Origin of the sequence: Rhodococcus sp. 24CO, from assembly GCF_050586165.1 — a bacterium.
Lineage (GTDB): Bacteria > Actinomycetota > Actinomycetes > Mycobacteriales > Mycobacteriaceae > Rhodococcus_F.
Genome location: NZ_JAZFNF010000001.1, coordinates 528,315 through 553,118 on the forward strand (window position 1 = coordinate 528,315; position 24,804 = coordinate 553,118).

A 24,804-nucleotide genomic window follows, 5' to 3' on the forward strand; every position below is an offset into this window, starting at 1 on the left:
AACTATCAGCGATATCGGTGGAGGGTAGCAATGATGGACAGGCATTTTCCCGACGGCGAGCGTGGACGTGGGCATCGTCGGGGACGATTCGGACCCGACGGCGGAACTGGCCCAGGCTTCGGGCCCGGTGCACACTTCGGCCGTGCGCGCGGACGCGGAGGCCGCGGGCGTCGAGGTGACGTTCGCGCGGCGGTTCTGCTCCTGATCGCCGAAGAACCGATGCACGGCTACGAACTGATTCAGCAGATCGTCGAACGCAGTGGCGGAGTGTGGAAGCCGAGTCCGGGTTCCATCTACCCCGCGCTGTCCCAACTCGAAGACGAAGGCCTCGTGATCATCGACAAGGTCGCCGGGCGCAAGACTGCAAAACTCACCGAAGAAGGTGCCGCCTACGTCGAGCAGCATCGGGAAGATCTCGGTGCACCGTGGGACGAGGTTCGCGACAGCGTCGGCGCTCCTGAGCAGGATCTGCGTGAGCTGATCGGACAACTGATGGGTGCTGCCGGTCAGGTTGCCGCGGTGGGTACGCCGGCGCAGATCAAGGCCGCTGCCGATGTTCTGATCGAAGCGCGTCGTGCGTTGTACCGCGTTCTTGCCGACGACGGGTCCACCGATACCGACAGTTGAGTGCGGCACCCGTATTGGTGTGTCCGATCACAATCGCCGGCGAAGCATGAACTACCTTGGGTAGCAAGATAATCACTTCGATAATCAGGAGAATTCATGAGTGTCCACAACTTCGCCGTCAAGGCTGCCGATGGATCCACCGAGGATCTGAGCCAGTACAAGGGCAACCTTCTGTTGATCGTCAACGTGGCGAGCAAGTGTGGATTCACACCGCAGTACGAAGGCCTCGACGCCCTGTACCGAGAGAACAAGGACCGTGGCCTTCGGGTCATCGGATTCCCGAGCAATCAGTTCGGAGATCAGGAACCGGGCCAGGACGCTGAGATCCAGGAGTTCTGCAGCACGACCTACAACGTCACGTTCCCGGTGTACGCCAAGATCGAGGTCAACGGCGACAACGCGGACCCGTTGTACGAGCACCTCCGCAGCGAGGCACCCGGCGAATTCGGGCCCGAAATCGGATTCCTCTTCGAGCACGTCAGCAAGACGCGCCCCGAGGCGATCGGTACGGACGAAGTGAAGTGGAACTTCACGAAGTTCCTCGTCGATCGCGACGGAGCGGTAGTTCGCCGGTTCGAGTCGACGGTCACCCCCGAGCAGATCGCCGAAGAAATTTCCGAACTGCTGTAGGCAGGTCAGCATACTGAATGTTTGGTCGTAATCCCGGGAGCCATCTGTGCGGTCTCCCGGGATTGCTGTCTTAAGCGTCTGACCTGTTGATTTCGATTGCGCAACGCAGCACAACTTGCCAAAGGTCGTCGAGATCGACGTCGGCGATTGCGAAACCTTTTGCGGTGGAGTGGTGGTCTTGCCCGATCAATCCGGCTAGTTCGGCGTAACCCGGGTGCTGTCGTACAAACTCGTATTGGTTCCAGGTTCCGTAGGCCATGAGTCGGCCGGTTTTGTTGATCCACAATTGGATGGGTGCGTACCGGAGTCCATAGGGGTACAAGAAGATGCCGCCTCCCGGACGATTGCCGAACCACAGGGCCTCATGTGGTCCGCGGATGTCATCGAGGTTTTCGAGAAGTTCGAAGATCCGCTGGGCGGAGACGCGGTCGGACGTGGCGCCGAGTGCGTCCAGGAATGATTGTGTGGTCCAGGATGTCGTGGGGCCAGAACTGCGGGCTTTAACGGCGGCGATTTCGCGGCGTAGGTGGACGGCATCAGGAATTCGATGTCCCCGTGTCGGGCATAAGTCAGCTGAAGAGCGGTGACTGCCACTTCGTCGCGGGTTATTCGGTTCAGGAATTCGACCAAACGCTTGAGATCGTTGTCGATACGGTCGACGGCAAGACACAGGTCGATGCGGCCTTCTGTGATGTTGAGGTCGAGTTGTTCAAGCGCTGTCTCCCCGAGCGCGGCAAGATCATTACCCCGCTGGCGATTCCATTGCTCCCTGAACGATTTAGCGCCATCGACCCAGATCGCGGATGCGTAGTCGAGAACCTGCCCGATCACCATTCTGCGTCGCTCGGAGTTCGATGCAAGCTTGCACTCGACGATCGTGATCGTGCCGTCCGGGCTGACAATGCACACGTCTGCGGGGCCTGCCGCGGTCGAAAGCTCGCGAACTGTCACAGCGCCTTCGGGGACACCGGGTACGTACTGCGGGTCGGTTGCGATGATCCGCTGCAAGTGGTCTTCGTTCTCGTAGGCGGTCATCTCGGGTGAATCCCAGGGTTCTGTGGATCCGATCCGTCGGAGCAGCAATCCGGGGTCTACATCGCGCGCCATGTGACGACTCCTCCGTGGCCTTAGTTCCACTGATTCTGACGCGTGAGCTGCGGCGGCGCCGAATCATGTGCGGGATTCCTGACGAATGCGCGGATTGTTGGGCGCCAACAGTGATGTCCAGGTGGAGCAGTTTAGGCTCGCAACGTCACGTCACCGCCCACAATTTGACAGATAGTCTGCTGAAAAACTTTCGATAAAGACAGCTCATATCTAATACCATGGAGAAAATAAGCAGCTATCATGGCTAATGAGATGAGGGAGAACTGCATGGACGAACGTGCCGACCGGCTGAGGGAAGACGTGGCGCTGTTTAGTCGAAGGATCCGAACCAAGAGTTCCGGGCATTTGTTGACTCCGACCCAATGGCAGGCGCTGGCACATCTGGATCGGGTTGGCGCGATGAGCGCGCGGGCGCTTGCCGATTTGGAGCGGGTAGTCCCGCAAACGATCGCCCGGACTGTGCTTCTTCTCGAGGAGATGGGGATGGTGACGCGCACCGTCGATCCACATGATGCCCGCGCCAGTTTGATCGCGATCACGGACATCGGCCGCCGGACCCTGGACGTGGAACGCGCCGCCGTTAGTGAATGGCTTACGTCCGTGCTGACGCAGGAGTTCACTGACGTCGAACGTGAGTTGCTCTATCTCGCAGGATGTTTGCTGCGTCGTGTTGCTGAGTCGACCGATGTAACACCGGCGCAGGAGTCAGTGATGCGCGCATGACGGCGGTCGAGGACGAGGCGGAAACCAAGGCCTTGCCGGTTCCGTTCCGGGTGAGCGGTGCGGCAGCGACGGGCAGCATTCTGCAGCCGCTGAACTCGTCGATGATTGCTGTGGCAATTGTTGGTATCGCCGCTCAGTTCGGGTCGAGCGCCGGCGTTTCCTGGATCATCTCCGCGATGTACATCACGACCGCAGTGGGTGCCCCGATGATGGGTCGGCTCGGCGCCTTGCTCGGAGCCCGCCGGGTATTTCTCGCCGGCTTGGCTCTGGTCGCGATCGGATCGTGCGTCGGGATGCTTGCCCCGAATGTCGGTTGGTTGATCGGTGCGTACGTGATCCTCGGATTCGGCATTTCAGCCCACATGCCGAACGCGATGACCATGGTCCGCAGCTACTCCGAGCGCTACGGGCGCCAGTCTCGGACTGCGATTGCGACGTTGGTCGTCTGCAGTCAGTCCGTCGCGGCTCTCGGTCCGACGGTTGGTGGTCTCCTGGTAGGGGCGTTCGGATGGCAGTCGATCCTGTGGGTGAACCTGCCCGTCGTCGCGATCAGTGCCGTCGTGGTTCTGCGTGCCGATGTGGGGTTTGCCGGTGGTGGGAGAGTGTCGGTTCGGGATGCACTTCATGCCCTCGACGTGGTCGGAATCGGGCTGTTCCTCGTGACGATTACGTCGACGATGGTGCTACTGGTTTCGTTGCCAGGTAGCCCGACGTGGTGGCTGCTTCCGGTTGCGGTGATGGGACTCGTCTTGTTTGTGTGGTGGGAGCACCGGGCGCCGGAACCGTTTTTGGATGTCGAGGCACTGGCACGAAACCGAGCGCTCAGCGCCACTCTGGGACGGACGCTGCTCACGTACACGTGCTGCTACTGCGTCTTTTTCGGAATTCCTCAATGGCTGCAATACGCGCGGGGGATGAGTCCGATCGAGGCCGGCTTGACGATGCTGCCCGTCGCAGGCGTCAGTGTGGTGGCCACAATGATTGGATCTCGCACGTATCGGCGGCACGGAGCCCGCCGCACTCTGTTTGTCGGTACGTGTGCGCTACTGGTTGGTGGGGTACTGATCGCTTCGGTCGAAAGCTCGACAGCACCGGTCCTGGTGCTTCTCCTTGTTGCCGCAGTATTGGGTGTGCCGAACGGTTTCAACAACATCGGTAATCAGAGCCTGATCAATGCGGTGACGACGGTGGACGAGGTTGGTGCCGCTATCGGTGTGTACCGGACAGTTGCGTTCATCGGAGCGAACCTTGCAGTTGTCGTGCTGCAAGTGACGGCCGGTCACCAGGTCGACGACGCTGGATTGCACCGGACCGGATGGTTCATCGCGATTTCCGGATTGGTCCTGCTTGTCGGCATCGTGTTCTCGCGCAACATGGGACCTGCCCGTGCCGTCGATTCCCCGAGTTTGTCATCCTGACTTTTGTTGATCAGCTCGCTGCGGCGCGTCGCAGATCCTCGCACGTGCTTCGGTAAATCTGCGCAAGATCAGCGTCGCCGCCGTTGTCCAGGCGTTCTGCCCAGGTGTCGACTGCGATACGTGTTGTCATCGCGGCACTTTCGACGAGTAACCGAGCGTAAGGGCGGGCGTTCTCCCCGCCGAGTTTGGCGGCGACGCGGTCCGTCAGCTGAATCAGCGCCATGGATTCTGTGGCAAACGAGGCCGCGCACAGGTGGTGGTCTGACGCGAGGAGGCGTCGAACGCGCAATATTCGATCTCGCCGGTCGGGCGACGTCTCCAGTCGCTCGATGACGTTTCCGTAGATCTCTTGAATCCCTGTCAGAGTCATGTCATCGGCAGTGATTGCATCAAGCCATTCGCCGATCTCCGCCTCGAACTCGACTTCGACGCTGAGGGCCGAATCTTCCTTGGTGGCGAAGCATCGGAAGAAGGTGCTGGGTGAGACCCCGGCGCGACGCGCGATCTCGTCAACCGTTGTCGCAGACGAGCCGTGGAGTTCGAAAAGTTCCAGGGCGGCCCGTGATATTTCGAGGCGAGTTTCCTGGCGACGACGTTCGCGCAGGTCGGGAGCGCGTTTTGCTGCGGGGAGCTTGACGCTGTCGTGTGTGGTCATCCGCAGTCCTCCATGTCGCTCAACTTACCAGCCGAAATCAAGTTGACAGTGACTCTCAAGATGATTGATATTGTCAGATAAATAAGTTGATTTGTCCTCTAAGACCAGAGAGTTCTCAGTAGCGCATGCACATTCAAGAGACGGAAGCCCAACCGGAATCGGTTGACCTCGACCGCGGTAGCAAATTGTTGATCACCGTGCTGGTCGTCGCGGCATTCGTGATGATCCTCAACGAGACGATCATGAGCGTGGCATTGCCACGATTGATGGTGGACCTGGATATCACCGCCAGCACGGCGCAGTGGCTGACCACTGGATTCATGCTGACTATGGCCGTTGTGATTCCGACGACAGGCTACCTGTTCCAGCGATTCACTCTCCGACAAGTATTCGCAGCGGCTATGACGCTCTTCAGCGTCGGCACGCTTCTCGCAGCGTCGGCGCCTGGATTCGAACTACTTCTGGCAGGGCGAGTGATCCAAGCCGGTGGTACTGCCATCATGCTTCCACTGCTCATGACGACGGTCCTGCGTGTTGTTCCCGTGCACAAACGCGGCGCCATGATGGGCGTCATTTCCATCGTGATCGCCGTCGCTCCGGCGATCGGTCCCACACTCTCCGGTGTGATCCTGCGCTCACTGGACTGGCGCTGGATGTTCTGGCTCGTGTTGCCGATCGCGCTTGTGGCGTTTGCCATCGGCTCTTCGTTGGTCAAGAACCTCACCACGACCGGTGCGGCACCGTTTGACGGGCTATCGGTTGTGCTGTCCGCGTTGGCATTCGGTGGCATCGTCTACGGGCTCGGTAGCCTCGGACACTCCGCCGAGGGATCCGGCGTGCCGGTGTGGGTGCCGCTCGTTGTCGGTGTCGTCGCTCTGGTGGTGTTCGTTCTGCGTCAGTTGTCACGGCAAGAGGACGGGCGCGCGCTCCTGGATCTCCGCCCATTCCTCACCCCGACGTTCAGTATCGGACTGGCCATGCTGGCGATCAGCATGATGGCGCTGTTCGGTGCGCTGATCCTGCTGCCGCTGTACCTGCAGAATGTGCTCGGCCTCGACACGTTGAAGACCGGTTTGTTGCTTCTCCCCGGTGGTCTGCTCATGGGCATTCTGGCGCCGTTCGTCGGGCGGGTATTCGACCGCGTCGGTCCGCGCCCGCTGGTCATCCCCGGCGCCATCGTGGTCAGTTGCGCGTTGTGGCTGATGACGCTCCTCGACACGGAGACCGGCTTGCCGATGGTTGTCGGCATCCATTCGATGCTGATGATGGGTCTGGCGTTGGTGATGACGCCGCTGATGACGTCGTCGCTCGGATCGGTTCCGTCTGAGTTGTATTCACACGGCAGTGCCATCTTCAACACCGGTCAGCAGTTGGCCGGTGCGGCAGGCACAGCTCTGTTCGTCACGATCATGTCGAACACAGCGGCCTCGAGCCTCGCCGATGGTGCGACAGATGTTGCTGCTCAGCAGTCGGGCATCCACACCGCATTCCTGTGGGGTGGCGTCATATCCCTGATCGCGGTGGTTGGGTCGTTCTTCATCCGGAAGCCTGCAGTGACCAGCTAGGGATGCGTGTTCATCTGCACTTATGATTGGCCGTGGTGTGGATCGGGATCGGGGCGGGAGTGCTGAACTATGTCGGGTATGACGAAATTTGCAGGATTGGTGCTGGCTGGCGCGTGTCTGGTGGCGCTACCCAGTGTTGCCGGCGCGCAGTCCGGGGCGAGTGTTCCCACGAACGTCGGACCGGCCCAGACAAGTCGTCACGCGGCAACCGCATATGCAGAAACCCACCCCGATTCGGCGCCAGCAGGGTCCAACGATTTCAATTGCCGGCCCACGGCCGAGCATCCGCGTCCGGTGTTGCTTGCACACGGAACGGACACTCAGGCGTACACCGACTGGGCAGCTGTGGCGCCGGCCCTCGCTGCCGACGGCTACTGCGTTTTTGTTCTCAACTACGGCGGGGATCCCGAAGAAGATACATACGGCGTCGGCGACATCGTCTCGAGCGCAGACGAATTCAGTGCCTTTGTCGATCAGGTGAGATCGAGAACGGGCGCTGATCGCGTCGACGTCATCGGATACTCGCAGGGCGCCACAGTAACTCGGTACTACACCAACAAACTTGGTGGTTCGCAGTTCGTCGACCACTGGATCGGGCTGGCCTCGCCGACGTACGGTGGTGTGATGTACGGGCTCGTGCCGCTCGTTCGGGCGATACCTGGCGGCGAAGAATTTGTCGAGGATACTTTCTCGGTTGCCGTGCGCGAGCAGATGGAGGGATCGGATCTGCTGCGCAGTCTCAACAACGGTGGCGATACCGTTCCCGGGGTGCAGTACACGACCATCGGCTCGCAGGTCGACGAAGTGATCCAGCCATCAAGCAATATCGCGCTGCGAGATTCCGGCGCTGAGAACATAGTCCTGCAGGAGCTGTGCCCGCAGAACCTGACCGGGCACTTCCGGATGCCGTACGACCCCTACGTGATCGACATCATCCGCACCACGCTCGATCCCGATGCCGAGGGGTACGCACCATGCACGGCCGTCCCGCTCGGCGCCGATATTCCGCAAGTGGTGATCGACGCAAATTCCTGACTTCTGCAGTCGATTCCGACCTCAGAAGTTGGCGATAGTCCCGCCCGGTATGCCGCGCGGTACAACCTGGGCTCAGCACTCCCTAGACTGAGGGTTCCATTCGTACAAACATCCGGGAGCGCTTTCGTGACTTGCAGTCCACCACGTTCGAGCGGCCAGCGAGCTGATCACAGTCTCGGCAGCCCTGAGAATAGGGAGGGCTGACATGCGCGTTGTATTCGCCGGAACGCCGGAACCTGCCGTCCCGTCCTTGCGTCGGCTCATCGAGTCGGCCAATCACGAGGTTGTTGCCGTGGTGACGCGTCCTGACGCCGTCGCCGGTCGCGGGCGTAAGGTCACCCGGTCACCGATCGGCATGCTCGCGGACGAACACGGCATTCCGGTGCTGACACCCGCCAAGGCGTCCGATCCCGAATTCGCGGCCGAGCTGAAAAGTTACGAGCCGGACTGCGCACCTGTTGTCGCCTACGGAAATCTGTTGCCGCAGAACGTACTCGACATCCCGAAGTTCGGTTGGGTGAATCTGCACTTCTCGCTGCTTCCCGCGTGGCGCGGTGCTGCGCCGGTGCAGGCAGCGATCAGCGCTGGTGACGAGGTCACCGGTGCCAGCGCCTTCCGCCTCGAAGCGGGCATGGACACCGGACCGGTGTACGGCGTGATGACCGAACGCATCCGCGATACCGACACTGCCGGTGATCTCCTGGGGCGACTGGCCGAGGGTGGGGCAGGCCTGCTCGAATCAGTACTCGACGGAATCGAAGCCGGCGCGATCACGGCAGTTCCTCAGTCCGACGACGGAGTCTCGTACGCCCCGAAGGTGACCGTCGACGCGGCCCGAGTGCGCTGGGATCGTCCCGCCGCGGCTGTTGACCGCCACATTCGGGCCGTCACGCCGGCGCCGGGGGCGTGGACGATGATCGGTGACCTGCGGGTCAAGCTCGGACCGGTCACCGTCACCGACGACGTCCTGGCAGTGGGGGAGATCGCGGTACGCAAGGACGGTCTTTACATCGGTACCGCTACGACGGCGGTGCGACTCGGGCAGATACAGCCCCCGGGCAAGAAATTGATGTCGGCAGGGGACTGGGCACGCGGTGCCCGACTCGACGCGGAGGTACGAGCAGCATGACCGAATCACGACGACCGGCCCGCCAGGCCCAAGGCCCCGGCGACAAGCGGAACGGGTCGCGAAACAACAAGCCGAAGCAGGCGAAGCGGCCCGATCCGACGGCTGGACTCGATCAGCCGCGTCTCGCGGCTCTCGACGTGCTGCGCGCGGTCCGCGAGCGTGACGCCTACGCAAACTTGGTACTGCCCGGATTGCTGCGCGATCGCAAACTCGACTCCCGCGACGCTGCCCTGGCAACAGAACTGGCGTACGGCGCCGCCCGCGCACAGGGGCTGCTCGACGCCGTAATCGTGCACGCGTCGGGTCGTCCGATCGAGGAAATCGACGGCAACCTCCTTGACGTACTGCGGTTGGGTTCTTACCAACTCCTGCGCACGCGCGTCGCGCCACACGCTGCCGTCGCAACGTCCGTAGACCTCGCTCGGGCCGAATCCGGCCAGGGTCGAGCGGGATTCGTCAATGCGGTACTGCGTCGGGTGTCCGAGCGCACGCAGGACGAGTGGGTGGAACTGCTGGCGCCGAAGGACACGATCGGGCACCTCGCGTTCGAGCACGCTCACCCGGTGTGGATTGCTCAGGTCTTCGCCGATTCGCTCGGTGCTGCGGCTGGTGAACTCGAAGACGTCCTGATCGCCGACGACGCCCGCCCCGCCGTGCATCTCGTCGCACGGCCCGGCGAAATCTCGGCCGAAGAACTTGCACTCGTCACCGGCGGCGAGATCGGCCCGTACTCGCCGTACGCCGTGCATCTCGACGGCGGCGATCCCGGCCAGCTCGACGCGGTGCGTCAGGGCTTGGCCGGCGTGCAGGACGAAGGCAGCCAGCTGGTTGCCCGCGCCCTGACTCTCGCACCGCTCGACGGTGACGACGGTGGCCGCTGGCTCGACCTCTGTGCCGGTCCCGGCGGCAAGGCAGCGCTTCTCGGAGCACTGGCAGGAATCGACGGTGGGCGCCTCGACGCCGTCGAACCCGTCGCCCACCGCGCGGAACTGATCCGCAAGACCACCCGTGAGCTACCCGTCGACGTACACGTGGCGGACGGCCGCGAGTCGGGCCTCGAACCCGGCTACGACCGCATCCTCGTCGACGCACCATGCACCGGCCTCGGCGCGTTGCGTCGGCGTCCGGAAGCGCGGTGGCGTCGTCAACCGTCCGACGTCGCGCCGCTGGTGAAGTTGCAACGCGAATTGCTGGCCGCGGCAATCGAATTGGTGCGTCCCGGTGGCGTGGTGCTGTACTCCACGTGCTCGCCGCATCTGTCGGAAACGCTGGCCGTTGTTGCCGACGCGGTCCGCCGTCACGGAGTCGTCGAACTCGACACCAAGGAACTGGTGCCCGGTGTGCCGGACGTCGGCGACGGCAATTCGGTTCAGTTGTGGCCGCACCGTCACGGCACGGATGCAATGTTCATGGCGGCCTTGCGGAAGCCGTTGGCGTAGCCGCTGTGCGCCGTTTCGGTAGCGGGACCTACCAAAACGGCGCGCAGGGGTGGGGAGGTGACTTCCGGCGCCCGGAGTCGTATGGTTCCCTCCATGGTTACGTGGGAACAGGTTGTCGTACTCGCTTCGGCGCTTCCGTCAGTGGAGGAATCGACGTCGTACAACACCCCGGCACTCAAGGTGGCAGGCAAGACATTTGCGCGCTTGCGGACCGAAGCCGAGGGCGCATTGGTCGTGATGTGTGGACTGGACGAGAAAGAGGCGCTGCTCGCCAGTGGTGAAGCACCGTTCTTCACGACGGATCACTACCACGGGCACGGTTCGATCCTGGTGCACCTCGAACTGATCGAGGAGGATCAGTTGGCGGAAATGCTCGAGGATGCTTGGCGGATCAAGGCTCCGTCGAAGGTGCGCAAGCTTCGCGCCGCAGTCAAACACTGACGTATTCCCGACCGCACCGACGGGCGTGCGCAGGGGCGCAGACGCCACGGCTAAACTCGGGCACGTGGCTTCCCCGATGATTGCACCGTCCATTCTGTCCGCCGATTTTGCACGCCTCGCCGATGAAGCGGCCGCTGTTGCCGGTTCTGACTGGCTTCACGTCGACGTGATGGACGCGCATTTCGTTCCGAATCTGACACTGGGTCTTCCGGTGGTCGAAAGCCTGCTCAAGGCAACGGATATTCCGCTCGACTGCCATCTGATGATCGACAACCCCGAGCGTTGGGCGCCGCCGTACGCCGAGGCCGGCGCTTACAACGTCACGTTCCACGCCGAAGCCACCGATGATCCGCGTTCGGTTGCCCGCGACATTCGTGCTGCCGGTTCCAAAGCAGGTCTGAGCATCAAGCCCGGAACCGACATCGAGCCTTACCTCGAAATCCTCAAGGATTTCGACACGTTGCTGATCATGAGCGTCGAGCCAGGCTTCGGTGGGCAGTCCTTTATGCCGCAGGTTCTCGAGAAGGCTCGCACGATTCGTAAGCTCGTCGACTCGGGTGAGCTGAAACTGCTTGTCGAGATCGACGGTGGCATCAACGCGGACACGATCGAACAGGCCGCCGAAGCGGGCATCGACTGCTTTGTCGCCGGTAGCGCCGTGTACGGCGCGAGCGACCCGGGAGAAGCTGTGCGCAAGCTACGTGCGCAGGCCGCATCCGCGTCGCCGCACCTGACGCTGTCGGTCTGAGAACGCCGACATGGCAAAGGCCGTTCCGGTCTCGAGTTCTGATCTCGACGCCGCAATGCAGATCGCGTTGACTGCTGCTGATTCAGCACGCGGGTTCACCAGCCCCAACCCTCCCGTGGGTGCCGTCATCCTGGGCGCCGACGGAACCATTGCGGGCGTGGGCATGACCCAGCCGCCCGGTGGTCCGCATGCGGAGATCGTTGCCCTTACCGAAGCCGGCCGGGCAGCGCGCGGCGGCACGGCCGTCGTCACACTCGAACCCTGCAACCATCAGGGTCGGACCGGGCCGTGTTCCCAGGCGTTGATCGACGCTGGTGTGGCATCCGTGGTCTATGCCGTCGGCGACCCCAATCCTGAAGCGTCCGGTGGTGCAGCGACGCTGATGCGCGCCGGAATCTCGGTCACGTCCGGGCTACGAGCGGCTGAGGTCGAAGCTGGTCCGCTGCGTGCCTGGCTGCACAAACAGCGCACCGGCCGTCCGCACATCACGTGGAAGTACGCGGCAAGCCTCGACGGTCGCAGTGCTGCCGAAGACGGCACCAGCCAGTGGATCACCGGTCCGGCCGCTCGGGCGCGCGTACATGCCCAGCGGGCGCAGGTCGACGCCATCGTAGTGGGAACCGGCACGGTCTTTGCGGACGATCCCTGGTTGACTGCGCGTCAGGCGACGGGGGATCTCGCGGCTCATCAGCCGGTGCGCGTGGTAGTCGGAAAACGTGAAATACCCTCGACTGCAAGGATTCTCGACGATGCGGCTCCGACCCTGGTCTTGAACACCGAGAGCATCGACGAGGTGGTCGAGGCACTCACCGAATATACGGACGTACTTCTCGAAGGCGGACCGCGTCTGGCGGGAGCATTCCTGGCCGCCGGGTATGTCGACGTTATCGAGGCGTATATCGCTCCGATCCTGCTCGGTGCGGGAGCATCGGCGCTCGTCGACGCAGGCGTGCACACCATCGCCGATGCTCGCCGGTTCCGCTTGGAGTCCGCGGTAACGATCGGCCCCGATATTTTGTTGAGTCTGGTTCCGGAGAATTCCGCTCCGGGGAACGAGGAGTAGGCACGCGTGTTCACTGGAATTGTTGAAGAACTCGGCGAAGTTGTCGCCAAGGAAGAACTGGTCGACGCCGCGCGCTTCACGGTGCGCGGACCGCTGGTCACCTCCGACGCCGGTCACGGCGATTCGATCGCGGTGAACGGCGTCTGCCTCACGGTTGTCGACGTACTCGACGACGGCTCTTTCACTGCAGACGTCATGCAGGAAACGCTGAACCGTTCGAGCCTCGCGAGCTTGGCCGTCGGCAGCCGAGTCAATCTCGAGCGCGCAGCAGCACTCAACAGCCGTCTGGGTGGACATCTCGTGCAGGGCCACGTCGACGGTACCGGCCACGTCATCTCCCGGTCGCCGTCCGAGAACTGGGAGGTCGTGCGGATTTCGCTGCCCGAGTCCATCTCGCGGTACGTCGTGGAAAAGGGATCGATCACCGTCGACGGTGTGTCCCTGACCGTGTCGGCGCTGGGCGGTGAGCGTGGGTTCGAGTACTTCGAGATCTCGCTGATCCCGACAACGTTGGAGTTGACGACGCTCGGAACCGCGACGATCGGCACGCCGGTCAATCTCGAGGTCGACGTGATCGCAAAATACGTCGAACGGTTGCACGCTGCCGGTAGGTAGGACCAACTCGATCGGGTCTTGACGGACGGTCGTAGGGTTGGTATCCCGCTAGGTCAGTAGGCTTGGCCAGTAGGGTTGTCGGTGCATCCACATCGGATGTACTCGTTGTTTTTCGATGATGACTAGTAGTCAAGACTTTGGAGTGCGAGCACGTGACCAGGTTCGACAGTATCGAGCGCGCAGTAGCAGACATCGCTGCAGGTAAAGCTGTTGTCGTTGTGGACGACGAGGATCGTGAGAACGAGGGCGACCTGATCTTCGCCGCAGAGAAAGCCACTCCTGAACTGGTGGCGTTCATGGTTCGGTACACGTCCGGTTATCTCTGTGTCCCGCTCGACGGAAACGACTGCGACCGTCTGGGTCTGCCCCCGATGTATGCGACCAATCAGGACAAGCACGGCACGGCGTACACGGTCACCGTCGATGCGCGTGAGGGAATCGGCACCGGTATTTCGGCGTCGGATCGGGCTGCGACCATGCGCCTGTTGGCTGATCCCAACTCCGGTGCCAACGATTTCACCCGTCCCGGCCACGTCGTCCCGCTGCGCGCGAAGGAAGGCGGAGTTCTCCGTCGTCCCGGACACACCGAGGCTGCAGTCGATTTGGCTCGCATGGCTGACTTGCGCCCCGCTGGCGTCATCTGCGAAATCGTCAGCCAGAAGGACGAAGGCGCAATGGCTCAGACGGACGAGCTGCGCGTGTTCGCCGACGAGCACAACCTGGCGTTGATCTCGATTGCCGATCTCATCGCGTGGCGTCGTAAGCACGAAAAGCACGTCGTCCGCATTGCCGAAGCTCGTATCCCGACGCGTCACGGCGAGTTCACCGCAGTTGGCTACACCAGCATCTACGACGAGGTCGAACACGTTGCGCTGGTGCGCGGCGACATCGCCGGCCCCGACGGTGACGGCAGCGATGTTCTCGTGCGCGTTCACTCCGAGTGCCTGACCGGCGACGTGTTCGGTTCACTGCGCTGCGATTGTGGTCCGCAGCTCGATGCGGCACTCGACATGGTGGCGCAGGAAGGTCGCGGCGTCGTTCTGTACATGCGCGGACATGAGGGCCGCGGAATCGGCCTGATGCACAAGCTGCAGGCTTATCAGTTGCAGGACGCCGGCTCCGACACCGTGGACGCCAATCTCGAACTCGGTCTCCCCGCGGACGCCCGCGACTACGGTATCGGCGCGCAGATCCTCGTTGATCTGGGTATCTCGTCGATGCGTCTGCTGACCAACAACCCGGCCAAGCGTGTGGGTCTGGACGGTTACGGGCTGCAGATCACGGATCGGGTTCCGATGCCACTGCGCGCCAACGCCGAGAACCTCACGTACCTGCGCACCAAGCGCGACCGGATGGGCCACGATTTGATCGGCCTCGACGAGTACGAAGCCGCTCAGGCCGCTGTCAAGCAGGACGGTGCGGTATGAGCGGTGAGGGACAGCCTCAGCTCGCTATCGCCGAGGCGAAGGACCTGAAACTCGCGATCGTTGCCGGTCAGTGGCACGCCACGATCTCCGAAGCACTGATCGCTGGTGCTCAGCGTGTGGCCGCAGAGGCGCAGATCAAAGATGTGACGTTGATCCGCGTCGCCGGAGCTATCGAACTGCCCGTGGTTGCACAGGCGTTGGCCAAGACGCACGATGCCGTTGTTGCTCTCGGTGTGGTCATTCGTGGTGGTACACCGCATTTCGAGTACGTCTGTGACGCTGTGACAGCTGGTCTGACGCGGGTCTCTCTCGACGAGAGCACACCGGTCGGCAACGGCGTCCTGACCACCGATACCGAACAGCAGGCCCTGGACCGTTCCGGTTTGCCCGGTAGTGTCGAGGACAAGGGTGCGCAGGCCTGTGCCGCAGCATTGGACACGGCCGTCACCTTGCGCCACCTACGACAGCCATGGACTGAGGATTCGTTTCGATGAGCACACCTGACGACAACTGGGAACTGATCGCGAAACCGCGCAAGTCGACGCGATACGCGATCGGAGTTGCGGCCCTCCTGGTCATCGTCCACGTCACTTTGGCAATCTCGCTGCGAAGCGGATCTACGGGTGTGTACTTCCGTGCGGCAGATCAGCTTGCCATGGCCACGATCGGCTGTGTTCTCGCCGGTGGTGTTTTGTTGCTCACCCGCCCGCGGGTGCGAGCGGGTGAACGGGGCATCGCGGTTCGCAACATTCTCGGTGAGAAGATCGTCGAGTGGGATCTGTTCGAAGGCTTGTCCTTCCCCGACGGTGCCGCGTGGGCCAGGATCGAACTGCCCGACGACGAGTACATGCCGGTCATGGCGATTCAGTCCAACGATCGCGAATACGCGGTGGACGCCGTCGTGAAGCTGCGCGACATCGCTGATCGCTACGCACCGGCAGCACACGAAAGCAACTGACGTTCGCCAGGCCGATTCGTGGGACACCACCAGCGTGTTTCCGAATCGGTCGGTGGCGACGACTAACGTGGAACTGTGCCGGATCCTTCGACTTATCGCCCCGCCACCGGAACAATCCCGGTGGCGCCTGGCGTCTACAAATTTCGTGATCCGCATGGTCGGGTCATCTACGTCGGCAAGGCCAAGAGCCTTCGTTCGCGTCTGAACTCGTACTTCGCGGACGTCACGACGCTTCATCCCCGTACCCGGCAGATGGTGACCACGGCCGGCAGTGTCGAGTGGACGGTTGTCAGCACCGAAGTCGAAGCGCTGCAACTCGAATACAACTGGATCAAGGAATTCGATCCGCGGTTCAATGTTCGCTACCGCGACGACAAGACGTATCCCGTTCTTGCAGTGACGCTCAACGAAGAGTTTCCGCGGTTGTTCGTCTACCGCGGTCCACGGCGCAAAGGTGTCAGGTATTTCGGGCCGTACTCGCATGCGTGGGCTATCCGAGAAACACTCGACCTGCTGCTTCGGGTGTTCCCCGCCCGTACGTGTTCTGCCGGAGTGTTCAAGCGCCACAACCAGATCGGCAGGCCCTGCCTGCTCGGGTACATCGACAAGTGTTCTGCTCCGTGTGTGGGTCGTGTCAGCCCCGAGGAACACCGACAGATCGTCGAGGACTTCTGCGACTTCCTCGCCGGGCGGACAGACAAGTTGGTGCGCGACCTCGAGAAGAAGATGCAGCAGGCTTCCGATGATCTCGATTTCGAGACCGCGGCGCGACTACGCGACGATATCGGAGCCCTCCGTAAGGCGCTCGAAAAGCAGGCCGTTGTGCTCGGCGACGGTACCGATGCCGACCTCGTCGCGTTTGCAACCGACGACCTTGAGGCCGCGGTCCAGGTATTCCACGTGCGCGGCGGTCGGGTGCGGGGTCAACGCGGCTGGGTCGTGGAGAAGGCCGGCGACGCCATCGACTGGGCTGCTCTCGACGCAGACTCCGACCTCCCGATTCTGGTCGAGCAGTTCCTGACCCAGTTCTACGGCGAGCAGGCATCCCTCGAGCCGGGGAGCGATCCGGAATCGGGTTCCAGCGCCGTTCCCCGCGAGGTGCTGGTTCCGGTGCTTCCTCCCAACGCCACCGAGATCCAGGTGTGGCTCAGTACCCTTCGTGGTTCTCAGGTTCAACTGCGAGTTCCGCAGCGCGGCGACAAGAAGGATCTCGCCGAAACCGTGCAGCGCAACGCGAAAGAAGCTCTGGCGCAACACAAACTCAAGCGAGCAGGAGATTTCACGTCACGATCGGCAGCGCTTCAGGGTATTCAGGAAGCCCTCGATCTGGACTCGGCACCGCTGCGAATCGAGTGTGTCGACATCAGTCACGTTCAGGGCACCGACGTGGTTGCCTCGCTTGTGGTGTTCGAGGACGGCTTGCCCCGCAAATCCGATTATCGTCATTACGCGATCAAGGAAGCTGCGGGCGACGGTCACTCGGATGACGTCGCGAGCATCGCCGAGATCACGCGTCGGCGGTTCCTCCGGCACAACCGTGACCTCGGAATCCTGGCGAACTCGGCCGCGGGTATGGACGCGGACGGAGGCGACCTGGCGCCCGAAGCGGCGATCGATCCTCAGACCGGACGCCCACGACGCTTTGCCTATCCACCCAATCTGTTTGTGGTCGACGGCGGTGCGCCCCAGGTCAATGCCGCCGCTGCGGTGCTCGACGAGCTCGGTGTCACCGACGTTGCCGTTGTCGGACTCGCGAAACGACTCGAAGAAGTGTGGGTGCCCAACGAGGAGGATCCAGTGATCCTGCCTCGGACCAGTGAATCGCTGTACTTGCTGCAACGGATCCGCGACGAGGCGCACCGCTTTGCCATCACCTTCCACCGCAGCAAGCGTTCGCGGCGGATGACGGCGTCGGTGCTCGATTCGGTCAAGGGCCTGGGGGAGACCCGGCGAACCGCACTCGTGTCCCATTTCGGCTCCGTGGCAAAACTCAAAACCGCGACAGTCGAGGAGATCATGGAGGTCCCCGGCATCGGTGCCGCTACGGCGCGGGCCGTACTCGACGCGTTGGGCGGCGAACCTGCGCACACCGTCAACCAGGCGGAAGCGCTGCCGCGCGGGGTAGGGGATGATAAACAGGACGTGGAGTTCGAAATGTCGGATCAATTGGTTCGACAGCTGCCGGACTCCGTGTCGAGTGAACCATCCATATCGACGACGGGGCAGAGTGCCGAGTGACCACAGACAGCGCAAACGACAGCCGAACCATGGACTTTCTACTGGTCACGGGATTGTCCGGCGCCGGACTGAGTACTGCAGCCAAGGTGCTCGAAGACCTCGGCTGGTATGTGGCGGACAACTTGCCGCCCGAATTGATCTCGCGAATGGTGGGATTAAGCCTGACGTCCGATCCACCGGTTGACCGACTTGCCGTGGTGATCGACGTGCGCTCTCGACTGTTCACCGGCGATCTCGGTTCGGTTCTCACGGAATTGGAAGCCGCGCCGATCCACACGCGTGTCCTGTATCTGGAGGCGTCGGACGACGTTTTGATCCGGCGGTTCGAGCAGGTTCGCCGTAGCCACCCGCTGCAAAGCGAGGGCGTCGACGGCACACTCGCCGAAGGTATTGCGGCAGAGCGTCGGCAGTTGGCCGTGGTCAAGGCTGCCGCCGACTTGGTGATCGACACGTCTGCGCTCAAGGCGCATCAACTGCGGCAGAAGATCGAAACGGCTTTCGGGGTCGAGGCGAACCGAACCATGAAGGTCACTGTTCAGTCGTTCGGGTTCAAATACGGTTTGCCCATCGATGCGGACCTCGTGTGTGACGTGCGTTTCCTGCCGAATCCGCACTGGATTCCTGAACTCCGCGACCATACGGGCCAGGAGGCCGGCGTCCGCGATTACGTCTTGTCTCAGGACGGCGCCGAAGACTACCTCGACACCTATCTGCATCTGCTCGAACTGACGATCGCCGGATACCGTCGAGAAGGAAAGCGCTACATGACAATTGCTGTGGGTTGCACCGGTGGAAAGCATCGAAGTGTGGCCATGTCCGAGGCTCTTGCACGCAAGTTGGGCAGTGAGGCCGACATCGCGGTCAGCATCGTGCACCGAGATCTGGGCCGCGAATGAGCGGTTCGTCGGGGCAGGATCTTCGGGAACCCGCGGTCGTCGCTCTGGGCGGTGGGCACGGACTGTTTGCGACGCTGCAAGCTGTTCGCCGACTCACCGTCGACGTGACTGCCGTGGTCACCGTCGCGGACGACGGCGGCTCGTCCGGGCGTTTGCGCGCCGAACTCGGTGTGATCCCGCCTGGTGATCTCCGGATGGCGCTGGCGGCGTTGGCTGCCGACGAACCTGATGTCAGGGACTGGACGCGCACAATCCAGCACCGTTTCGGCGGCGTCGGCGCGTTGGCCGGGCATTCGGTCGGCAACCTGATTCTGGCCGGCCTCACCGAGGTGCTCGGCGACCCGGTCAAGGCGCTCGACGAGATGGCGCGACTGTTGAGGGTGCGCGGGCGGGTGCTGCCCATGTCGCCGATCGCGCTCGACATCGAAGCCGACGTTCAGGGTTTGGAAGAGGACCCTCGCGTCAGCCGGTGTATCCGCGGTCAGGTCGCAGTGGCGACGACGCCGGGCAAGGTTCGACGCGTGCGCTTGTTGCCGGCAAATCCGCCCGCGAGTCCCGACGCGGTGGCTGCGATCGGACGAGCGGATCTCGTGGTGCTCGGACCTGGCTCGTGGTTTTCCAGTGTCATCCCGCACGTGCTCGTCCCGGAATTGGTTGAGGCTCTATCGACCACGGCGGCCCGAAAGGTGCTCGTTCTCAATCTTGCTCCGGAACCGGGGGAGACGGCCGGATTCTCGGCCGAGCGTCACCTGCACGTACTCTCCCAGCATGTGCCCGACTTCCGGGTTGACTACGTCGTCGTCGATTCTGCGTCGGTTCCGCCGGGACGGGAACGTGAACACCTGGCGCGGGCGGCGCAACAATTTCACGCCGAAGTCCGATATGCGGATGTCGCCGATACCGCAGCGGGTTCGGCGCATATCCACGATCCGGTGAAACTCGCCGAGGCCCTCGCCCAACTGACCGGGCGGACAGGCACTCTCGAACCGGCCAGCGGGGCCGGCGCCGATCATTCATCAGCAGAACAGAGGGAGAACACTTCGTGGCAATGACAGCGGAGGTCAAGGACGAACTGAGCCGGTTAGTGGTGACTCAGGTCAGCTGCCGAAAGGCCGAGGTCTCCGCACTGCTCCGATTTGCCGGCGGACTCCACATCGTCGGTGGCCGGGTTGTCGTCGAAGCCGAGGTGGATCTGGGATCTACCGCGCGTCGACTACGCCGCGAGATCTTCGATCTCTTCACCTACAGCGCCGACGTTCACGTGTTGAGTGCGGGTGGGCTGCGGAAATCAGCTCGCTACATCGTGCGCGTTGCCAAGGAAGGCGAAGCCCTCGCACGCCAGACCGGGCTCCTCGACCTGCGTGGCCGTCCGGTCCGCGGCTTGCCCGCTCAGGTTGTCGGCGGAAGCGTCGGCGATGCCGAAGCAGCTTGGCGCGGAGCATTTCTCGCGCACGGTTCCCTGACCGAACCAGGCCGATCCTCGGCGCTCGAAGTGAGCTGTCCCGGGCCCGAAGCGGCACTCGCGCTGGTCGGTGCTGCTCGCCGTCTCGGTATCTCGGCGAAGGCTCGCGAAGTGCGTGGAACGGATCGCGTCGTGATCCGCGACGGTGAGGCGATCGGTGACCTTCTGACCCGGATGGGCGCTCAGGACACTCGGCTTGTCTGGGAAGAGCGTCGGATGCGCCGCGAAGTACGGGCAACGGCCAACCGGCTCGCGAACTTCGACGACGCCAATCTGCGACGCTCAGCTCGCGCTGCAGTGGCCGCCGCCGCACGCGTCGAACGGGCCCTGGAAATCCTCGGTGAGGATGTTCCGGATCATTTGGCTGCCGCAGGTGCCCTGCGCGTCGAACATCGCCAGGCGTCGCTCGAGGAGTTGGGGCAGCTCGCTGACCCGCCGATGACGAAGGACGCTGTCGCGGGGCGTATCCGGCGTCTGCTGTCGATGGCCGATCGCAAGGCGAAGGAAACCGGCATTCCGGACACTGAATCCGCAGTCAACTCGGAGCTACTCGAAGAGGGCTGATGGTCCCTCACCGGCTGGGTCTTCAGGGTGGGCTGCGCACTCCGGAGCCAAGCACATTAGGGTAAGGGTCACATCGACCGATGAACCCCACGTCCGCGTCGTGCACACACGGATTCGGAACTGCGTGGGTCAAGTTGCACACCAGAATCATGGTCAAAGGAGCGAATTGTGACTGTCCGGGTTGGCGTAAACGGTTTCGGCCGTATCGGACGTAACTTCTTCAGGGCGGTGGATGCGCAGAAGGCGCTCGGAACCACCGATATCGAGATCGTGGCAGTCAACGACCTGACTGACAACGCGACGCTCGCTCACCTGCTGAAGTACGACTCCATCCTCGGCCGTTTGCCGTACGACGTGTCGCTCGACGGTGACGACACGATCGTCGTCGGCGATCAGCGCATCAAGGCCCTCGCACACCGCGGCCCGTTGAACGAGCTTCCCTGGGGCGAGCTGGGCGTCGACGTCGTCGTCGAGTCCACCGGCATCTTCACCGACGCCGCAAAGGCCAAGGGACACCTCGAAGCCGGCGCGAAGAAGGTCATCATCTCGGCTCCGGCCAAGGGTGAAGACATCACCATCGTCATGGGCGTCAACGACGACAAGTACGACGGCAGCCAGAACATCATCTCCAACGCCTCGTGCACCACCAACTGCCTCGGCCCCATCGCCAAGGTTCTCGATGACGAGTTCGGCATCGTCAAGGGTCTGATGACCACGATCCACGCGTACACGCAGGATCAGAACCTTCAGGACGCTCCGCACAGCGACCTCCGTCGCGCCCGCGCAGCCGCTCTCAACATCGTTCCGACCGGAACGGGCGCAGCCAAGGCAATCGGCCTGGTTCTCCCGCAGCTGCTCGGCAAGCTCGACGGCTACGCACTGCGCGTGCCGATCCCCACGGGTTCGGTCACCGACCTCACCGCGAACCTGAAGAAGTCGGCTACCGCTGACGAGATCAACGCCGCGATGAAGGCTGCAGCCGAGGGCCCCCTCAAGGGCATCCTCAAGTACACCGACGCACCGATCGTTTCGTCGGACATCGTCACCGACCCGCATTCGTCGATCTTCGACTCGGGTCTGACGAAGGTCATCGACGACCAGGTCAAGATCGTTTCCTGGTACGACAACGAGTGGGGCTACTCCAACCGCCTCGCCGACCTCATCGGCCTCGTCGCCAAGTCACTCTGAGCGGAGTTTCGATAACAGTGGCAGTTCAGACGCTGAAGGATCTGCTGGACGCTGGGGTCGAGGGGCGCACCATACTGGTGCGTTCCGACCTCAACGTCCCGTTGGATGGCGGAGAAATCACGGACCCGGGCCGCATCGTCGCGTCCGCTCCCACCCTGCGGGCACTTGCCGAGGGTGGAGCGAAGGTCATCGTGACCGCGCACCTCGGGCGCCCAGACGGTCAGCCCGATCCCAAGTTCTCCCTCGCACCGGTTGCCGCGAAGTTGGCCGAAATCCTCGGTCGCAACGTGCAACTCGCCGGTGACGTCGTAGGACAGGACGCGCTGGCTCGTTCCGAAGGACTCACCGACGGTGACGTCCTGATGCTCGAGAACATCCGTTTCGACCCTCGCGAGACCAGCAAGGACGAAGCCGAGCGGGTCAAGCTCGCCAAGGCTCTCGTCGAGCTGGTCGGTGACGACGGCGCATTCGTCTCCGACGGATTCGGTGTTGTTCACCGCAAGCAGGCGTCGGTCTTCGACGTCGCGAAGCTGCTCCCGCACTACGCGGGTTACCTGGTCGGCGCCGAGGTCGAGGTGCTGGCCAAGCTCACGACCGACGCAGCTCGTCCGTACGCAGTGGTGCTCGGTGGCTCCAAAGTCTCGGACAAGCTGGCCGTCATCGAGGCACTGGCTCCCAAGGTCGACACACTGGTGATCGGCGGCGGAATGTTCTACACGTTCCTCGCGGCTCAGGGTGTGTCCGTGGGCAATTCGCTGTGCGAAGAGTCCATGATCGAGACCTGCAAGGGCCTCCTGGACCGGTACGCGGACGTCATCCACATCCCTCTGGATGTTGTTGTCGCCGACTCCTTCTCGGCTGATGCCGAGTCGAAGATCGTTCCGTTCGACAAGATTCCCGACGGCTGGATGGGTCTGGACATCGGACCGGAGTCGGTCAAGCGCTTCGCCGCGATCCTGACCGGAGCCAAGACTGTGTTCTGGAACGGCCCGATGGGTGTGTTCGAGTTCCCGAAGTTCGAAGCCGGTACCCGCGGTGTTGCCGAAGCAATCGTCGAAGCAACCGCCAAGGGCGCATTCAGCGTCGTCGGCGGCGGCGACTCTGCTGCGGCTGTCCGCCAGCTCGGAATCCCAGACGAAGGCTTCTCGCACATTTCCACCGGCGGCGGCGCTTCCCTCGAATACCTCGAGGGCAAAGAGCTTCCCGGCATCGCAGTACTGGAAGGCTGATCCGACATGGCACGTAAGCCGTTGATCGCCGGCAACTGGAAGATGAATCTGAACCACCTCGAGGCTATCGCCCTGGTGCAGAAGATCGCATTCTCCTTGCCTGCGAAGTACTTCGACAAAGTGGACGTCACGGTTATCCCGCCGTTCACCGACATCCGTAGCGTCCAGACGCTGATCGAGGGCGACAAGCTCCTGCTCACGTACGGCGCGCAGGACGTCTCCGCTCAGGACAGCGGCGCATTCACCGGCGAGATCAGCGGTTCCATGCTGGCCAAGCTCGGATGCACCTACGTCGTGGTCGGACACTCGGAGCGTCGCACCCTGCACGGTGAGACCAACGAGCTTGTCCTCGCCAAGACCAAGGCTGCCTTGAAGAACAACCTCACACCGATTGTGTGCATCGGTGAGGGCCTCGAGATCCGCGAAGCGGGCGATCACGTCGCCTACAACGTTGAGCAGCTCAAGGGTTCTCTGGCCGGCCTGAGCGCGGAGGAGATCTCCAAGATCGTCATCGCGTACGAGCCTGTCTGGGCAATCGGCACCGGTCGCGTCGCTTCTGCCGAGGACGCTCAGGAAGTGTGCGCAGCGGTTCGCGGCACGGTGGCCGAGCTCGCCAACGCTGACGTCGCTGCAGGCGTACGCGTCCTGTACGGCGGCAGCGTCAGCTCCAAGAATGTCGGAGAGATTGTCGGCCAGGCCGACGTCGACGGCGCTCTTGTCGGCGGTGCTTCGCTCAAGGCGGACGAGTTCGCCACGTTGTCTGCGATTGCAGCCGGCGGGCCACTGCCCAGCTAGCGTGTGATCTGAAAAGAACAGTGGGCGCGTAACCGGAATGGTTACGCGCCCACTGTTTTTGCGTTCTCAGGCAATCAGTTTTGATCCGAGTGCGTCGATGGTGTCAGAGGTGAGGCCCAGTCCGTCGTGCAGATAGTTCTCGATTGACGAGTAGCTGGCGCTCACCTGCTCGAAGGCTGCGCCGAGGTAACTCTCCTCGACCGTCAACATGACTCGAACCACGTCGGCCCGGCCGATCGCAGCCGTTTGAGCAATACGCTCGGCAGCCGCGTCGACGTAAGCCGCGGAGTAGGTGTTGGTGAGCAGGTAATCGTCGACGATGGTCTCCTGCGAAACACCTGCGAGTGTCTGCAACAACGCTGCCGCCCAACCCGTGCGATCTTTTCCGGCGGTGCAATGGAACAACTGGGGCCCCGGTGTTGTCGCGAGCGCGGTAAGCAACTGGGAGAACCCGGCGCGGGTCGCGTCGTCGGTCACAAAACTGCGATTCAGTTCCCGCATGAAATCCTGCGCAGAGCCAACCGTGCGGATCGCCAAAGCCGAGTTCTGAATTGTTCCCGGAAGAATCGGGATGTGCGTGTACTTCGCAACAGAGAGAATGGTGTCCGGGGTTTCCGAAGCCTCGGCCTCGGAGCGAACGTCGTAGACGGCCGTCAACCCCAACGATTCGACAACAGCCAGATCCGCTCCGGTGGGGGTGAGGACGTTGGCACGGTAGAAGACACCGCGCCGCATGGTGGTCCCGCTTGCTGTCGTGTATCCGTTTCCGGCGACATCTCGGAAGTTGTGGACGGAAGCGAGACGCGGGGTGCTCTCGTGTGTAGTGGGACCAGTGGTGTCGGTGTGCATCAG

General features: G+C 62.6%; 25 protein-coding genes. 22 read left to right on the top strand and 3 right to left on the bottom strand.

Features of this window, described 5'->3' with window-relative positions; all coding sequences use genetic code 11:
* Positions 1-30: 30 nt before the first annotated feature.
* A complete protein-coding gene (locus V2B23_RS02535; protein WP_430948870.1) occupies positions 31-627 on the top strand; it encodes a PadR family transcriptional regulator in 597 nt (198 codons plus the stop codon).
* Positions 628-723: 96 nt separating this feature from the next.
* The gene (locus V2B23_RS02540; protein WP_430948871.1) at positions 724-1,257 is read left to right on the top strand and encodes a glutathione peroxidase; all 534 of its coding nucleotides are present in this window, start codon (positions 724-726) and stop codon (positions 1,255-1,257) included.
* Positions 1,258-1,452: 195 nt separating this feature from the next.
* Here V2B23_RS02540 and V2B23_RS02545 read toward each other — a convergent pair whose 3' ends face one another.
* Complete coding sequence (locus V2B23_RS02545; RefSeq protein ID WP_430948872.1) at positions 1,453-2,364, bottom strand: hypothetical protein; 912 nt, start codon at positions 2,362-2,364, stop codon at positions 1,453-1,455.
* A gap of 267 nt (positions 2,365-2,631) precedes the next feature.
* Between V2B23_RS02545 and V2B23_RS02550 the strand changes: the two genes are divergently transcribed.
* Together V2B23_RS02550 and V2B23_RS02555 are read left to right on the top strand one after the other, a co-directional pair.
* The gene (locus V2B23_RS02550; protein ID WP_430948873.1) at positions 2,632-3,087 is read left to right on the top strand and encodes a MarR family winged helix-turn-helix transcriptional regulator; all 456 of its coding nucleotides are present in this window, start codon (positions 2,632-2,634) and stop codon (positions 3,085-3,087) included.
* Entirely contained in the window at positions 3,084-4,505 is a 1,422-nt protein-coding gene (locus tag V2B23_RS02555; RefSeq protein ID WP_430948874.1) for an MFS transporter, read from the top strand. The genes V2B23_RS02550 and V2B23_RS02555 overlap by 4 nt, the downstream gene beginning before the upstream one ends.
* Before the next feature lie 10 nt (positions 4,506-4,515).
* On the opposite strand, the gene V2B23_RS02560 is transcribed toward V2B23_RS02555, so the two are convergent.
* A complete protein-coding gene (locus V2B23_RS02560; protein ID WP_430948875.1) occupies positions 4,516-5,160 on the bottom strand; it encodes a TetR/AcrR family transcriptional regulator in 645 nt (214 codons plus the stop codon).
* 125 nt (positions 5,161-5,285) lie between these two features.
* On the opposite strand from V2B23_RS02560, the gene V2B23_RS02565 reads away from it, so the two are divergent.
* The 18 genes from V2B23_RS02565 to tpiA all read left to right on the top strand — a co-directional run bounded on the left by V2B23_RS02565 (position 5,286) and on the right by tpiA (position 23,952).
* Complete coding sequence (locus tag V2B23_RS02565; protein ID WP_430948876.1) at positions 5,286-6,725, top strand: MDR family MFS transporter; 1,440 nt, start codon at positions 5,286-5,288, stop codon at positions 6,723-6,725.
* Between the two features lie 69 nt (positions 6,726-6,794).
* Entirely contained in the window at positions 6,795-7,760 is a 966-nt protein-coding gene (locus tag V2B23_RS02570; protein WP_430948877.1) for an esterase/lipase family protein, read from the top strand.
* Between the two features lie 205 nt (positions 7,761-7,965).
* Complete coding sequence (gene fmt / locus V2B23_RS02575) at positions 7,966-8,889, top strand: methionyl-tRNA formyltransferase (protein ID WP_095886253.1); 924 nt, start codon at positions 7,966-7,968, stop codon at positions 8,887-8,889.
* On the top strand, positions 8,886-10,328 hold the full coding sequence (locus tag V2B23_RS02580) for an RsmB/NOP family class I SAM-dependent RNA methyltransferase (protein ID WP_430948878.1): 1,443 nt from the start codon (positions 8,886-8,888) through the stop codon (positions 10,326-10,328). The genes fmt and V2B23_RS02580 overlap by 4 nt, the downstream gene beginning before the upstream one ends.
* A 93-nt stretch (positions 10,329-10,421) precedes the next feature.
* Complete coding sequence (locus V2B23_RS02585) at positions 10,422-10,769, top strand: MmcQ/YjbR family DNA-binding protein (RefSeq protein ID WP_033232253.1); 348 nt, start codon at positions 10,422-10,424, stop codon at positions 10,767-10,769.
* Between the two features lie 64 nt (positions 10,770-10,833).
* Complete coding sequence (gene rpe / locus V2B23_RS02590; protein WP_033232252.1) at positions 10,834-11,517, top strand: ribulose-phosphate 3-epimerase; 684 nt, start codon at positions 10,834-10,836, stop codon at positions 11,515-11,517.
* Positions 11,518-11,527: 10 nt separating this feature from the next.
* A complete protein-coding gene (gene ribD, locus V2B23_RS02595; RefSeq protein WP_430948879.1) occupies positions 11,528-12,580 on the top strand; it encodes a bifunctional diaminohydroxyphosphoribosylaminopyrimidine deaminase/5-amino-6-(5-phosphoribosylamino)uracil reductase RibD in 1,053 nt (350 codons plus the stop codon).
* Positions 12,581-12,586: 6 nt separating this feature from the next.
* On the top strand, positions 12,587-13,195 hold the full coding sequence (locus tag V2B23_RS02600; protein ID WP_430948880.1) for a riboflavin synthase: 609 nt from the start codon (positions 12,587-12,589) through the stop codon (positions 13,193-13,195).
* A gap of 152 nt (positions 13,196-13,347) precedes the next feature.
* On the top strand, positions 13,348-14,622 hold the full coding sequence (locus V2B23_RS02605; RefSeq protein WP_430948881.1) for a bifunctional 3,4-dihydroxy-2-butanone-4-phosphate synthase/GTP cyclohydrolase II: 1,275 nt from the start codon (positions 13,348-13,350) through the stop codon (positions 14,620-14,622).
* Positions 14,619-15,116, top strand: a complete 498-nt coding sequence (ribH, locus tag V2B23_RS02610; protein ID WP_033232136.1) for a 6,7-dimethyl-8-ribityllumazine synthase — start codon at positions 14,619-14,621, stop codon at positions 15,114-15,116. Before V2B23_RS02605 ends, ribH begins: the two co-directional genes overlap by 4 nt.
* Positions 15,113-15,580, top strand: coding sequence for a PH domain-containing protein (locus V2B23_RS02615; protein WP_430948882.1), 468 nt, complete (start codon positions 15,113-15,115; stop codon positions 15,578-15,580). Before ribH ends, V2B23_RS02615 begins: the two co-directional genes overlap by 4 nt.
* Before the next feature lie 75 nt (positions 15,581-15,655).
* Positions 15,656-17,818: an excinuclease ABC subunit UvrC gene (gene uvrC / locus V2B23_RS02620; protein WP_430948883.1), complete on the top strand. Its 2,163-nt coding sequence runs from the start codon at positions 15,656-15,658 to the stop codon at positions 17,816-17,818.
* Positions 17,815-18,714 (top strand): RNase adapter RapZ, encoded by a 900-nt coding sequence (rapZ, locus tag V2B23_RS02625; protein ID WP_430948884.1) that lies wholly within the window; start codon positions 17,815-17,817, stop codon positions 18,712-18,714. The genes uvrC and rapZ overlap by 4 nt, the downstream gene beginning before the upstream one ends.
* A complete protein-coding gene (locus V2B23_RS02630; RefSeq protein ID WP_430948885.1) occupies positions 18,711-19,766 on the top strand; it encodes a gluconeogenesis factor YvcK family protein in 1,056 nt (351 codons plus the stop codon). The genes rapZ and V2B23_RS02630 overlap by 4 nt, the downstream gene beginning before the upstream one ends.
* Positions 19,763-20,740 carry a DNA-binding protein WhiA gene (gene whiA / locus V2B23_RS02635; RefSeq protein ID WP_172935629.1) on the top strand — a complete coding sequence of 326 codons (978 nt, stop codon included), beginning with the start codon at positions 19,763-19,765 and terminating at the stop codon, positions 20,738-20,740. Before V2B23_RS02630 ends, whiA begins: the two co-directional genes overlap by 4 nt.
* A 168-nt stretch (positions 20,741-20,908) precedes the next feature.
* Positions 20,909-21,928, top strand: a complete 1,020-nt coding sequence (gene gap, locus V2B23_RS02640) for a type I glyceraldehyde-3-phosphate dehydrogenase (RefSeq protein ID WP_033232131.1) — start codon at positions 20,909-20,911, stop codon at positions 21,926-21,928.
* A gap of 17 nt (positions 21,929-21,945) precedes the next feature.
* Complete coding sequence (locus tag V2B23_RS02645) at positions 21,946-23,157, top strand: phosphoglycerate kinase (protein WP_430948886.1); 1,212 nt, start codon at positions 21,946-21,948, stop codon at positions 23,155-23,157.
* 6 nt (positions 23,158-23,163) lie between these two features.
* Complete coding sequence (gene tpiA, locus V2B23_RS02650) at positions 23,164-23,952, top strand: triose-phosphate isomerase (RefSeq protein ID WP_430948887.1); 789 nt, start codon at positions 23,164-23,166, stop codon at positions 23,950-23,952.
* Positions 23,953-24,018: 66 nt separating this feature from the next.
* Here the strand turns inward: tpiA and V2B23_RS02655 are convergent, their stop codons facing one another.
* Positions 24,019-24,801, bottom strand: a complete 783-nt coding sequence (locus V2B23_RS02655) for a tyrosine-protein phosphatase (RefSeq protein ID WP_430948888.1) — start codon at positions 24,799-24,801, stop codon at positions 24,019-24,021.
* Positions 24,802-24,804 lie beyond the last annotated feature (3 nt).